The 14,971-nt window shown below is 63.3% G+C and carries 4 protein-coding genes and 2 pseudogenes; all 6 read right to left on the reverse strand.

Annotated features, from left to right (window positions below):
- Positions 1-15 precede the first annotated feature (15 nt).
- On the reverse strand, positions 16-7,506 hold the full coding sequence (locus tag AC13FW_RS08085; RefSeq protein ID WP_482988774.1) for an ESPR-type extended signal peptide-containing protein: 7,491 nt from the start codon (positions 7,504-7,506) through the stop codon (positions 16-18).
- A gap of 24 nt (positions 7,507-7,530) precedes the next feature.
- Positions 7,531-8,403, reverse strand: a pseudogene (locus AC13FW_RS08090) (ESPR-type extended signal peptide-containing protein); the annotation flags it as partial.
- A 537-nt stretch (positions 8,404-8,940) separates the two neighbouring features.
- Positions 8,941-10,947, reverse strand: a complete 2,007-nt coding sequence (locus tag AC13FW_RS08095) for a S8 family serine peptidase (RefSeq protein ID WP_482988754.1) — start codon at positions 10,945-10,947, stop codon at positions 8,941-8,943.
- Positions 10,948-11,100: 153 nt separating this feature from the next.
- A complete protein-coding gene (locus AC13FW_RS08100) occupies positions 11,101-11,439 on the reverse strand; it encodes a PPC domain-containing protein (RefSeq protein ID WP_482988755.1) in 339 nt (112 codons plus the stop codon).
- 18 nt (positions 11,440-11,457) lie between these two features.
- Complete coding sequence (locus AC13FW_RS08105; protein WP_482988756.1) at positions 11,458-12,924, reverse strand: S8 family serine peptidase; 1,467 nt, start codon at positions 12,922-12,924, stop codon at positions 11,458-11,460.
- A 184-nt stretch (positions 12,925-13,108) separates the two neighbouring features.
- Positions 13,109-14,923 (reverse strand): annotated as a pseudogene (locus AC13FW_RS08110) (YadA family autotransporter adhesin); the annotation flags it as partial.
- Positions 14,924-14,971: the final 48 nt, after the last annotated feature.

Genomic DNA, 14,971 nt, shown 5'->3' on the forward strand with positions numbered 1-14,971 from the left:
GCAAGACCAAACCGCTTACCAGCCGAAGCCGGCACCAACACCCACCGAGCTGTCGTCACTGGTGAAGGCACCACCAAAGGTGACGGTGGCGCGATCACTGATGGCACGCTGGTAGCCCACGGACAGTGCCGATTCGCCGCCCTGGTAGCCGACACCGACACCGACCCGGTTCTGCGTGCGCACGCCCGCAGCACTGGTAGCCATGTTCAACATGGCCGCGCTCATCGCGCCTTGACGATCCAGACGACGGTAGACGTGGCGCAAGCGCTTGTCGATATCGCCACGGAAGATGTCGAAGCTGTCGGCCATGCTGCTGAACTTGGTGTCGGTATAGGTATTGGCCGCGGTGATGCCGCTATCCAGCTGCGCCTTGTTGACCGCATCGGTCGCCTGCGTGCCTGCGGCAACGTTGGTGACCTGCCGCTCATGGCCGCTGCTACCGACCGACACCGTGTTGGCACGATCAGCAATCGACCCTTGGCCCAAGGCAACGGCACCGGTTGCAGTGACGCTGGAACCTTGGCCAATCGCCGTACCCGAGGCAACGCTGACGGTGGCACTTTCGCCCACCGCCACCGCATTGGTGGCCACCGCTGCGATGCTGGTATTGGCACCCACCGCGGTGCTGCCGTCGGCATTGACGCGGGAATTGCTACCAATCGCGGTGTCGTTCGGGCCATGTGCATAGCTGTTGTTGCCGATGGCGCTACCCGCAACGCTGTTGGCCTTGGCTTGCTCGCCCAGCGCTACGCCAGTGCTCGCAGCCGACGCAGCAGTCTCTGCTCGCGGGCCGTTGCCGTTGCCGTTGCCATTTCCGTTGCCATTTCCGTTGCCATTTCCGTTGCCATTTCCGTTGCCATTGCCATGCCCGTTCCCGTTCCCGTTTCCATTCCCGTTGCTGGCAATACGGTTGTTGATGGCCGTAACCTGGCCATCGAGCGCCGACAACGCTGCACCCACGTTGTTGTAACTGGCCCCCTGGATGACATAGGTCGGTGCGACGAACATGCCCTGCATGCCCACGCCGGCACCGCCACCGAGGAAGCTGGCCATATTGCCCAGTGACTGGAACAGCTGCCCGCCATTGATGGCCTGCATGCTGCCAGCGGCGATGGCGCCGGCAGCGACGTTGTCCAGCGTGGTTCCCTGCACGCCCGCCAGGGTGAGTTTGTCGCGGCTGGCATCGTCATAGGTCACCGCATTGGCGGTCACGCCCTCGATGCTGCCGATACGACCATCGATGTCGGTAACGCGCGTCTCCACCGCACCAACCCGCTGGTTGGTGACATGCAGCTGACCACCGGTCACCGCATCAGTGCTGCCTTCGGCAATACGCCCTGCACCGACATTGACGATGCGACGCGTCACTGGGCCATTGGTGCCGTTACCGCCACCTACCGAAACCACGTTGGCTTCAACTGCACGCGAACCTGCGCCCAGGGCCACCGAATTGGCGCCTGAGACGCCAGCACCCGCACCGATTGCGACACTGTTGACGCCGTTGCTGGCGAACGCGCCGTAACCGATGGCGACACCGTTGACTGCAGTTATCGAGGTCTGCCGGCCCAGCGCCGTGCTGTTGCTGGCCTTCGCTGCGGCATCCGCACCCAACGCCGTTGCTCCATTTGCACTGGCAGTACTCGAAGCACCCAGCGCCGTGCTGCGCTCGGCGCTGGCAAGCGCCGCCGAGCCCGAAGCCACCGCATTGGTACCACTGGCAGTCGCCACACCGTCGCCGCTCGCCCGGAAGTACTTGTTGGTCTCCCCTGCGACGCCGGCCACCGCATCCAGCTGCGACTTGTTGACCGCATCGGTTGCCTCGGTGCCGGCAGCGACATTGGTGATCTGCCGTTCGGCACCCACATCGCCCACCGACACCGTGTTGTCACGACCGGCGATCGAGCCTGCACCCAAGGCCACCGAGTTGGTAGCGCCAGCCTCGGCACCGGTACCGAGCGCAGTGCTCTGTTGACCGAAGGCCCAGGCATTGGCACCAACAGCGGTTGCATCATCGCCGAACGCCCAGCTGCCACTGCCGATGGCCACTGCATTGGTCGCGCCGATGCCGAACAAGCCGAAGCCGGTTTCGGCACCATCACCAAGTGCCAGGCTGCCTTCGCCCAGCGCCGACGCATTGCGGCCGACAGCGACGTTGCCATCCTCATAGGCGGCTGCGTTGTAACCAACCGCCGTCGTGCCCACGCCTTCGGCGTAGCTCTGCGAGCCGGTCGCGGTACTGTAGTTGCCAAGTGCATTGGCCACCGCACCGCTGGCGGTGGACTGATCACCCTGGGCATAAGCACCAACGCCCGTTGCCGTCGCCGCGAAACCTTCCGCATTGGCACTGGCGCCCAGCGCGGTACCGCCGACACCGGCACTGGTGGCACCGGTCTGCACCGGCGCACCGCCGACGTTGATCAGCGGATCACCATTGGCATCGACCGCATTGCCACCCACCGCCACCGCACCCGGTCCCATCGCCTGCGCGTTCTGGCCGAATGCTGCGGCGTTCTGGCCGCTGGCCAGGGCGTTCATGCCGACCGCCGTCGCACCATCAGCCACTGCATTGGCACCGCTGCCGAAGGCCGATGCGCCATTGCCGATGGCATTGGTCGCTTCGCCGGAAGCCGTGGCGTTGTCACCCTCGGCGTACGCACCGGCATCACTGTCGGCACTCCCGGTGGCCTTGAAGTACTTGGCCGTGGTCTGCCCTTCCGCCGCTACAGCGGCCACTTCATCGAGCTGGTCCTTGTTGACCGCATCGGTGCCCTCGGTACCGGCGGCCACGTTGGTGATCTGCCGTTCGGCGCCCGCGTCACCGACTGACACTGTGTTGTCGCGACCGGCAATCGAGCCTGCACCCAGCGCCACCGCGTTGGTGGCACCCGCCTCGGCACCGGTACCAATCGCCGTGCTCTGCTGGCCGAAGGCCCAGGCATTGGCGCCAACCGCGGTTGCATCGTCACCGAAGGCCCAGCTACCGCTGCCGATCGCAACGGCATTGGTCGCGCCGATGCCGAACAATCCAAAACCCGTCTCGGCACCATCACCGATCGCCAGACTGCCCTCACCCAATGCCGACGCATTGCGGCCGACGGCAACATTGCCATCCTCATAGGCAGCCGCGTTGTAGCCGACTGCGGTGGCGCCTGCACCTTCCGCATACGATTGCGAACCGGTGGCGGTGCTGAAATCGCCAACCGCATTGGCGACCGCACCACTTGCAGTGGACTGATCACCCTGCGCCCATGCGCCAACACCGGTTGCAGTGGCAGCGAAGCCTTCGGCATTTGAACTGGCACCGAGCGCGGTCCCACCGACGCCGGCACTGGTTGCACCGGTCTGCACCGGCTCGCCATTGGAGGTGATCAGCGGATCGCCATTTTCATCCACGGCATTGCCACCGACGGCGACTGCGCCCGGGCCGGTTGCCTGCGCGTTCTGGCCGAAAGCCGCTGCGTTCTGGCCACTGGCCACGGCATTCATGCCGATCGCGGCCGCGCCGCTGGCCAAGGCACTGGCACCGTTGCCGATCACGATGGCGCTTTCGCCACTGGCCACGCTGTTGCTGCCCAGTGCGATGGCGTTGTCGCCGTCGACCAGGTTGGCGAAGCCGAATGCGCTGCTGTTTGCGCCGTCCACCTGGTTGAAATTGCCGAACGCCGAACTGTTGCTGCCGTTGGCGGTGTTCACGTAACCGACGGCACTGGAGTAATCACCAGCAGCAACGTTGTAGCTGCCAACGGCCGTGCTCTGTGCACCGGAGGCCTCCGAGCCAACACCAGCCGCGGTTGCACCGTCACCGCTGGCAACCGCGTCATCACTGCCATCGGCAGCGCCATTGGCCTTGAAATAGCGTCCGGCCAACAGTGCACCTTCGGCTGCGGCATTGAGCTGATCAACGTTGACCGCATCGGTGCCTTCGGTGCCTGCAGCGACATTGGTGATCTGCCGTTCGGCACCCACATCGCCCACCGACACCGTGTTGTCACGACCGGCGATCGAGCCTGCACCCAAGGCCACAGAGTTGGTAGCGCCAGCCTCGGCACCGGTACCGAGCGCAGTGCTCTGTTGGCCGAAGGCCCAGGCATTGGCACCTACAGCGGTTGCATCATCGCCGAAGGCCCAGCTGCCACTGCCGATGGCCACTGCATTGGTCGCGCCGATGCCGAACAAGCCGAAGCCGGTCTCGGCACCATCACCAATTGCCAGACTACCTTCGCCCAGCGCCGACGCATTGCGGCCGACAGCGACGTTGCCATCCTCATAGGCAGCTGCGTTGTAACCAACCGCCGTCGTGCCCACGCCTTCGGCGTAGCTCTGCGAGCCGGTCGCGGTGCTGTAGTTGCCAAGTGCATTGGCCACCGCACCGCTGGCGGTGGACTGATCACCCTGGGCATAAGCACCAACGCCCGTTGCCGTCGCCGCGAAACCTTCCGCATTGGCACTGGCACCCAGCGCGGTACCGCCGACACCGGCACTGGTGGCACCGGTCTGCACCGGTGCACCGCCGACGTTGATCAGCGGATCACCATTGGCATCCACCGCATTGCCGCCCACCGCCACCGCACCCGGTCCCATCGCCTGCGCGTTCTGGCCGAACGCCGCGGCGTTCTGGCCGCTGGCCAGGGCGTTCATGCCGACCGCAGTCGCACCATCAGCCACTGCAGTAGCACCGCTGCCGAAGGCCGATGCGCCATTGCCAATCGCGTTGGTGGCTTCACCAGCTGCGGTGGCGTTTTCGCCTTCTGCATAGGCGCCGGCGTCGCTATCGTCGCTGCCGGTGGCGGTGAAGTACTTGCTTGTATTGCCAGCCACGGCGGCCACTTCATCCAACTGGTTCTTGTTGACCGCATCGGTACCTTCAGTGCCAGCGGCGACATTGGTGATCTGCCGCTCGCTGCCGACATCACCCACCGACACGCTGTTCTCGCGATCCGCCCAGGAATTGGCACCGATGGCGACGCTGTTGACTGCTTCTGCCACCGCGCTCTGGCCCAGGGCTGTGGAGTTGTCGGCATCGGCCCAGCTGTTGAAGCCAATGGCCGTCGCATACTCACCCAAGGCCCAGGCGCCATTGCCGAATGCCGCGGCGCCGGTGCCCGAGGCCTCGGTGCTGATCAAGCCGCCGTAGGTGGTCCCGCCGACGGCTGTCGACTCCTCACCCGAGGCAATCGCCGATTCACCCACTGCGGTGGTGCTGGCGCCGGATGCTTCTGCGGCCAAACCCATTGCAACGCCGTAGTCGCCGCTGGCCTGCGCGCCGTAACCCACAGCCGAGGCGAGGTCACCGGAGGCAAGGGCATAGCTGCCAACCGCCGTGGTGCCGCGGCCACTGGCCTCGGCGCGGAAGCCACTGGCCAACGCCTGCTGGCCGGACGCGAGCGCCTGCGAACCTTGCGCCGTGGCGAATGCGCCCGAGGCCTCCGCACCCGCGCCCACCGCGCTTGCGCCTTCGCCACTGGCAACGCTTCCTGAGCCAATCGCAAGCGCATCGTCGGCATCGGCCAGAGCGCCGTCGCCGATCACCACGCTGCCGTCACCGCTGGCAACGCTGTTGCTGCCCAAGGCAATCGCATTGGCGCCATCGACCAGGTTGGCCGTGCCGAATGCGCTGCTGTTCTCGCCATCCACCTGGTTGAAATTGCCAAATGCCGAGCTGTTCGTGCCGTTGGCAGTGTTCACGTAGCCGACCGCGCTGGAATAGTCACCGGCTGCGATGTTGTAGCTGCCAACCGCGGTGCTCTGCGCACCGCTTGCCAGAGAGCCGACACCGGCTGCGGTTGCACCATCGCCGCTGGCGATCGCATCGTCACTGCCATCGGCAGCGCCGTTGGCCTTGAAGTAACGCGCGGTCAGTTCGGCGCCATCAGCGACGGCAGTGAGCTGATCGAGGTTGACCGCATCCGTGCCTGCGGTACCTGCAGCGACGTTGGTGATCTGGCGCTCGGCTCCCTCCGCTCCAACCGACACACTGTTGGCACGATCTGCCAACGAGTCCGCGCCCAGGGCAACGCTGTTGGCAGCGTTGGCGGTGGCATTCGCACCCAGCGCGGTGCTGTCTGCGCCAAAGCTGGTGCTGTAGAAGCCAACCGCCGTGCTGTTGACGCCACTGGCCCAGCTCTCCGCGCCCAGCGCACTGGCGTTGTCGCCAGCCGCATACGCGAAGTAGCCGACAGCGGTGCTCTCAGCCCCTGCCGCTTCACTCAATGCACCTGACGCCAGCGCGTAATCACCGGAAGCAATCGCGCCTGCACCTAGCGCCGTGGAAGCTTCACCGCTGGCCTGGGTATCAACGAAGAAGCCCAGCCCCGGGATGAGGTCGATCGGGCCACCGACCGCGACGCTGCTGGTTCCCGATGCCGCACTTTGGCTACCCACCGACGTGCTGTAGTCACCGGTTGCATTGGCCACCGCACCGAATGCGGAGGACTGCGCGCCCTGCGCGAAGGCACCAAGACCGGCAGCGGTGGCAGCGAAGCCTTCCGCGCTGGCACTGGCACCAAGGGCGGTGCCGCCAAGGCCGGCGCTGGTCGCACCCGTCGTTACCGGCTGTCCGCCAAAGGTGATCAATGGATTGCCATCGGCATCCACTGCATTGCCGCCTACGGCGACCGCCGCCGGACCGGTGGCCTCGGCGTTCTGGCCAAACGCGGCACTGTTCTGGCCTGTGGCCAAGGCATTCATGCCGACTGCGGTCGCACCGTTGGCTACGGCATTGGCGCCGTTGCCATAGGCCGAGGCGCCATTGCCGATCGCGTTGCTGGCTTCACCGGCCGCCGTCGCCGCATCACCTTCTGCGTAGGCACCGGCATCACTGTCGATGCTGCCCGTTGCGGTGAAGTATTTGCTGGTGTTTTCAGCGACCGCTGCGACCTCATCCAGCTGAGATTTATTCACCGCATCGGTGTCTTCAGTACCAGCAGCAACATTGGTGATCTGGCGTTCGCTGCCGACATCACCCACCGACACGCTGTTCTCGCGATCGGCCCAGGAATTTGCACCGATGGCGACGCTGTTGGCTGCCGCCGCAGTGGCGCTCTGGCCGAGCGCGGTGGAGTTGTCGGCATCGGCCCAGCTGTTGAAGCCAATCGCGGTGGCGTACTCACCGATCGCCCACGCACCATTGCCGAACGCCGACGCACCGGTGCCCGATGCTTCGGTGCTGATGAAACCACCGAAGGTGGTGCCGCCCACCGCAGTCGATTCCTCACCCGACGCAATCGCCGATTCACCCACCGCCGTGGTGCTGGTAGCCGAGGCAGAAGCACCCAGGCCCATCGCAACGCCGTAGTCGCCACTGGCATCAGCGCCATAGCCCACTGCCGATGCGAGGTCGCCGGAGGCGGAGCTATAGGCGCCCACTGCAGTGGTGCCGCGACCGCTGGCATCGGCGCGGAAGCCACTTGCCGTTGCCTGCTGCCCGGAAGCAAGCGCCTGGCTGCCTTGCGCGCTTGCATAGGCACCGGTCGCTTCTGCGCCGCTGCCAACGGCAGTGCTGCCCAGCTCGCTGGCAAGACTGCCGGAGCCGACCGCAGTGGAATCATCGGCAGCCGCATAGGCGCCATCGCCGATCACCACGCTGCCATCACCACTGGCGATGCTGTTGCTGCCCAGGGCAATCGCATTGTCACCATCGACAAGATTTCCGGCACCGAAGGCGCTGCTGTTGGCGCCATCAACCTGATTGAAATTGCCTACTGCCGAACTGTTCTCACCGTTGGCGGTATTTACATAACCCACCGCGCTGGAATAGTCGCCTGCAGCCACGTTGTAGCTGCCTACCGCAGTGCTTTCCACACCGCTTGCCAGCGAGCCGACACCCGCAGCCATCGCACCTTCGCCGCTGGCCACCGCATCATCGCTGCCATCAGCTGCGCCATTGGCCTTGAAATAGCGACCCGCCAACAGTGCGCCGTCTGCGGCCGCATTGAGTTGATCGAGGTTCACCGCATCGGTTCCGGCAGTACCGGCAGCGACATTGCTGATCTGTCGTTCGTTGCCGGCCGAACCGACCGATACCGTGTTGGCGCGATCGGCAACGGAGCCTGCACCCAGTGCCACGCTGCCTGCGGCCGAGGCCACCGTTCCAGCGCCGATGGCGACTGCATTCGTACCAGAGGCATCGGCGCTGCTGGCGATGGCGCAATCCACCAGGGTTGCACTGCCAAGCACCATGCACTGCGCGTTGCCGCCCACTTCCACCGACTGTGCCTGCGCTGTTGTTACCCAGGCACCCGCTCCCAGACCCAACGCAACGGCAACCGACAAGGCTTGCAGGCGTATCCCGGCGCTATGCCGCTCATCCATGACCACACCGGCCGAGCTGGACGATGCCAACTCCGACGCCACCACCAACTGCCCCAATGCCTTGTTCCATACCTTGCGGTAGATCCGGTTCATCGCTGCTGCTCCTCAAGTGGACGGTTTTTTTCGCTTGCAGAAAACCCCATCGCTGGACTGGCGTGCCCAACGATCCCCCTGTGGTGTTGTGGTCCCGGTCCCGCTGCTGCTGGGCACGTGAGGCTCACGCCTGTCGTGGTCTACCCCCCTGGTTCCATACCTGTCGGGCGACTACGGGATGGATGGAGTCTTAATCGACGATTCATCATTCGTCAAACTTCTGGCGAATCAGAGGCGGATCGTGACGGCATTCTCACATCTCACAATTAAATGAGATTTATGAAAAATTTCTTATGAAACAGCCAGCTAAAAGGAAGGCCTGGTGAGACAGGATCGCAGCCCAGCAATTGCCCCGGGGACAACAAGAAAGCCCACAGGCCTTGGCCTGTGGGCTTCTGGGAGCTTCATGCGCATCAACGAAGGCCGCGATACCACCGTGCTGCTGAATGACCATGATGACCGCAGTGCAGCAACCACATCTGCGCGCACCGCTGCCGATTCACAGTCAGCTTGTGCTGATCAAATGGTCCATGCCGATCATTGCCTTGCGACCAGTGTCACGCCATTGAAGGAGAAGTTCGCTGGGGCCAGCAACTTGATGTAGTACGTGCCAGCCTTCGGCGCCGTGAATCGCACGGTCTCAATAGTGCTGCCACTACGGATAGATTTTGCATCAGCCGACGCAATCGTTGGCTCTTTGCCATAGCTAACGTACATCGAGGGATCCCCCGAGCCACCGTACGTCATGAAACTGAGCACCTTGCCCGCCTGCGCCTCGAAGCTGTACAACACCTGCGCAACATCTCGGCCGCTTTGCGCATGCAACTCCACCTTGTTGACCAGGGCAATCGGTAGCAGGACCGGACCGCATTTATCTGTATCCGGGTTGCAGGGCTTTTCGCAGCTCGCCAGTGCCAGGTCGCATGTCGGATTTGCCAACTCCACCAGCGCGGCGTCGATGTTGAGGATACCTGCCCCCATACCAGAGCCCCCGCCTGTGCCGGGCGGACCTGGAATACCAGGACCACCTGGCGGGCCCGGGTCACCCGGCTTCCCTATGCCGCTGAAGGTAATCGGCGTCGCCGTGCGTTTGAGCAGATTGCTCATCTGGGCCAATGTCAGCGGATTGCTTGCCACGCTCTGCACCATTGCAGCCGCCGCCGCGACATGTGGAGCAGCCATCGACGTGCCCGCAATACCTTCGGCCAACCAGTTGTTTCCCTCCGGACGGCTTTTACCGCCGTTGATCATCTGCCAGATGTACCCATTCTTGTTCGTTGATTGGCTCCCCCTGCCGTAATCATTGCCGCCAGGTGCAGACAACGTTACGCGTGAACCCCGATTGGAGAAGCCGGCAGGCTCGCCCGTGTCCCGAGTAGCCGCAACGAGTATCACGTTCTGGCACGAGCCCATCGTGTACGCGTCGGCATCTGCGCTGTCGTTGCCGGCAGCTGCAACAATTATCGCTCCCTTGCTGACTGCATAATCGACGGCTTCCTGATAGAACGCAGGGCATGCAGCCGGCACCGCACTTCCAAGGCTCATGTTGATGACTTCCGCAGGATTTTCGTTGAGCGGCAACCCTGGCACTTGGCCACCAACCGCCCATACGATGCCATCCACAATATCGCTGACCAATCCCCCGCATGAGCCGAGCACACGTACAGGTACGACCTTGGCTTTGTAAGCAAGCCCTGCCAATCCTTGACCGTTGTTGGTCTGCTGCGCAATCGTTCCGGCGACGTGCGTACCGTGCCATCCACTGTCCTGGGCTGGATGCGGGCGCATACCCAAAGGCACACAGTAGTCCTGCTCAACCCAGTCTCCCTGGTCCCACCCGCCAGCGGCACGACCGTCGCTATCGCGCCGGGATACCAACCTGTCGCTGATCATGTCGTAACCGGGCAGCACGTTGGCCTGCAGATCGGGATTTCCCTGCGCAATACCCGTATCGATCACGGCAACAACGACACCCTCGCCTTGTGACCTCGCCCAGGCCTCAGGTGCATGCACACCACTGCCCGTGCTCAGTAGATTCCATTGGTATTTGGCGTAGTCGGGATCATTCGGAACCAGCGCCGCAGCACGACCACTCACCATCGGTACCATCCAGCTGTCCATCTCCGCGCGCTCAACTGCCGGGTTAGCCTTCAGTTCACGCAGGAACGCCGCCGCCTGCTCGGCGTTCAAGTTACGCGAGGCCTTGATGACACCCCAGCGAGGGATTGCCATTCGCCGCGACAGTACGGCAGTTACCGCCGGCTGCGCTGCCGATCTCGACGTTGCAGGCACTGCACGATGCAGGCCAGCACGCGATACAGCCTGACTGATACCTTGGTTCGCCAACACGCTGTTGCTCAACTCGGCCACGCCAGCACGGTACTTCACGATGAAACGCGCAGCACCTGTACCTGATGCAGCCCCTGCTACCGTTCCTGCTTTCGCTTTCTCATTGAACAGCGGAGCAGCCATGCCTGCAGAGGCACACATCGTGCTCAGCACTGCGCCAGCAATGGACGTTAAAACAAGTTTGTTCTTTTTCACGTCAGTATCTCGATTGAGGTATCCGGAAGGAACTCCATACCGCAGCGCCAGCGACGATTGTCGTATCGATTCTCCTGGCTGCTTCCAATAACGGAGCAACCCGGGCCATCGCTTCTGGCAACACAGGCCGCGCTGCGAACGCGACAACCCTGGCTATTGGCGGGCAACCAGACTCACCCCCGAAAATGCAGAGACGCCGTGCAATTTGATGAAGTAGGCCCCCGCTTTTGGAGCAACGAATCGCACTGCCTCAACACTTCCAGGTGCTATCGAGCGGGCATCCGCTGCGTCGACTTTTGGCTCCCGATTGAAGCTCGCATACAGCGAGACATTCCCTGTTCCCCCATACGTCATGAAAGTGATGACCTTTCCAGCCTCTGCATCGAATCGATACAGTTGCTCCTCGCCTACCCGGCCAGACGTGACTGCCACCACCTTGTTTGCCAGCGGAGTGGCCACCAATCCACAGTTTGGATGGCATGCGGGGTTCATCGCCCTGATCAGCGCCGCCTATATGTTGACGATGCCACCTCCCATCAACCTGCCCCCCACGACCGGCACCGACAACGGGCTCGCGGTGTGATGCAGAAGCTCTCGCATCTGCGCAACGGTCAACGGCGCTTCGACCGCACTCTGGATCATCGCGGCGGCCGCGGCCACATGCGGGCTTGCCATCGATGTCCCGTTGTAGCCAATCATTTTCCAGTTGCCAGGTTCAACCGCGCCCAATCCGCCATTGACCATCTGCCAGATGCCGGTCGGGCGACCATCCGCCGGTTGCTGGAGACGGCCGCCGCCGCCGGGTGCCGATACATCGACCCGTGCGCCATGGTTGGAGTAGGTCGCTTTGCCCCCAGACTCGTCGGTGGCAGCAACCGTGATCACGTTGCTGCAGGATGCAGGCATTTGCTGGTTCGCCGGGATGTCGTCATTGCCCGCCGATACGACGATGGTGACTCCCATGCCCGCGACCACATCAATCACTTCCTGGACGAAACCTCCGCAGGTTCCTGACGCCCCAAGGCTCATGTTGATGATGTCCGCCGGATTGGGATTGCTTGGCAATCCAGGCACTTCCTTGCCCACTGCCCACAAGACGCCTTCCCAGATATCCATGGTATTGCCACCACAGGATCCAAGAACCCGAACAGGCAGTACCTTTGCCTTGTAGGCCAAGCCAGCGCCGCCTAGGCCATTGTTGGTTTCCTGGGCAATGGTGCCGGCGACATGCGTGCCGTGCCATGAGCTGGGCTTGACGATCGCCCGGCCCTCGCTCACGCCGTCGAGGCAATAGTCTTTCTCCTCCCGATCCCCCATGTCCCAGCCTCCTGGCACACGTTCATCGGTGGCGCGGCGAGACACGTAGCGACTGCTGATCATGTCGTAGCCTGGCAGCACATTGCCCTGGAGATCGGGATGATTGATGACGATTCCGCTATCCACCACCGCCACCACCACCCCTTCGCCTTGCGAGTAGGCCCATGCCTGCGGCGCATGGACGCCGACTTTCGGATCACTGAAATTCCATTGATATCGAAGGTACTGCGGATCATTCGGGACCATCTCCGCGGCCAGGCCTGCCACGCGATCGGCTGTGAAGATCCGCTCCACCTCCATGGCCTCCACTGCCGGGTTCGCCCTCACCTCCTTGGTGAAGGCTGCCAGCTGCTGTGCAGTCATCAGCGCGGAGGGTTTGATCACACTCCATTGCGGCAGCGCTGAGCGCCGCAGCAGCGTCGCAGTAATGGCAGCGCGCCCAGGCGCACCTCCACTTGCAGCGACAGCCTTATCGATGCCAGACCGGGATGCCGCTGCTGCCAGGCTACGGTTCACCACGCCTGCGTCGCGCAGCTCCGCGCTTCCCTGGCGGTACTTGATCAGCAACCGCGGCGTGATTACCGATTTGGCACCAGGAACAGAACTCTGCGGCACTGGTCCTGCCACCGACTGCATGGCCAAGCCTGGAGTGGCGTACATGGCCGACAGCGCGAAGACCGCCACAAGCGAAATTGCTGGAGCTTGAACTCTCATATCGAATCTCTCAAAAGATGAATGCAGCAGTTAGGAATTCCGTCGATGTTGCGTGCAGAAGACGAGCACACTGACAACACTCGCCCGCGCTAAAAGCTCCGCACGACAACAGATCCAACAGCCAACGCCACTACCAGCCGAAGCCCGCGCCTATGCCCACCGAGCTGTCATCGCTACTGAATGCACCACCAATGCTCACCGTGGCGCGATCACTGATCGCTCGCTGATAGCCAACCGACAGCGCGGACTCGCCCCCTTGGAATCCAACACCCACGCCCACTTTGTTGTCACTCTTCACACCAGCCGCGCTGGTGGCCATGTTCAACATCGCAGCGCTCATTGCGCCCTGCCGATCGATGCGGCGATCAACATTTCGCAGGCGCCTTTCCACACCTCCACGCAACGCGTCGAAGCTGTCGTTCAGACTGCCGAATGCTTGATCGGTGTATGCATTTGCCGATGCAATGCCTTTGTCGAGCTGCGACTTGTTGACCGCGTCCGTATCTGCAGTGCCTTCGGCAACATTCGTTACCTGGCGCTCATGACCTGCTCGCCCCATCGATACGGTACTTGCGCGATCTGCGACCGACCCCTGGCCCAGCGCCACCGCATCACTGGCACTCGCGCTCGCACCTTGGCCCACCGCAGTGCCGTTGGTTGCAGTAACACTGGCCCCCTGCCCGACCGCTGTGCCACTGTCAGCTGCAACCCTCGCTCCTTCACCTACGGCAACCGCATTCTGCGCAGCGCCGCTGATCGACGCATTTGCACCGATGGCGGTACCATTTTCCGATAGAACGGCAGCATTGTTGCCAACTGCGGTGTCGCCATGACCGCTCGCATTTGCACCATGGCCGATGCCAGTCCCACTCACTTCGGTAGCGATCGCATCGGTCCCCAGGGCAACGCCCTTGCCGCTTCCGGTGCCGCCCTCATCCAACCGCGTCGACAGCCCCGAGATCTGCTCATCCAGCGCCCGCAGCGCATCACCGACGTTGTTGAAACCCGTACCCTGGACGATGTACGTCGGCACGACAAAAGTGCCCTGCAAGCCCAGAGCAGCACCACCGCCCAGCATCCCGGCAATGGAGACGAGCGACTCGTAGAACTGCCCGCCGTTGATCGCCTGCATGCTGCCGGCTGTGATGCTTCCTGCTGCCAGGTTGCCGATCGTCGTTCCTGCCTCGCCCTTCAGCGCAATCGCCGCATGATTGTCGTCCTCGTAGCTGACGGCATTGGCCGCAAAGCCTTCAACACCCTCCATACGTGCGTCGATGTCATCGACACGCGACTCCACGACTTCGACACGCTGATTGGTTGCATGCAGTTGGGCTCCATTGACCGCGTCTGTGCTGCCTGCATCCAGGCGTCCTTCCCCGACATTGACGATGCGGCGCGTCGCCGGCCCGTTGACGCCATCACCACCACCGACCGAGACCACGTTGTCCTCGACTGCACGGGAGCCCGCACCCAGCGCTACCGAGCCGTTGCCAGAGACAACCGCGTTGCTACCCAGCGCAACGCCATCGTCGCCGTCGGCAACGCTCTGGCGACCCAGCGCCGTACTGGCCAGGCCATTGGCCTTGGCACCAACGCCGGCAGCCATCGCCCCCGCGCCTGTGGCGAGGGCGTCATCACTGCCGTCACCCAGGCCATTCGCTACGAAATAGCGCTGCGCACTTCCCGCGTCCACCGCTGCAACCACGGCATCCAACTGCGCCTTGTTCACCGCATCGGTGGCTTCGGAGCCCGCGGCAACATTGATAAGCTGGCGTTCTGCGCCCGCGCGGCCGATCGACACCGTATTGTCTCGATCAGCAACTGCCCCTTGGCCCAGCGCAACGCTGCCCAATGCCAAGGCAATCGCGTCCTGGCCAAGTGCCAAGGTGCCATCAAAAAGCGCATTTGCCCTTGCCCCAAAGGCCATCGCGCCGTTGCCTATGGCATTGGAGGCCTCACCCGCGGCCAGCGACCCGTCACCTTCCGCATATGC

It is taken from the genome of Stenotrophomonas sp. 21LCFQ19 (assembly GCF_056861425.1).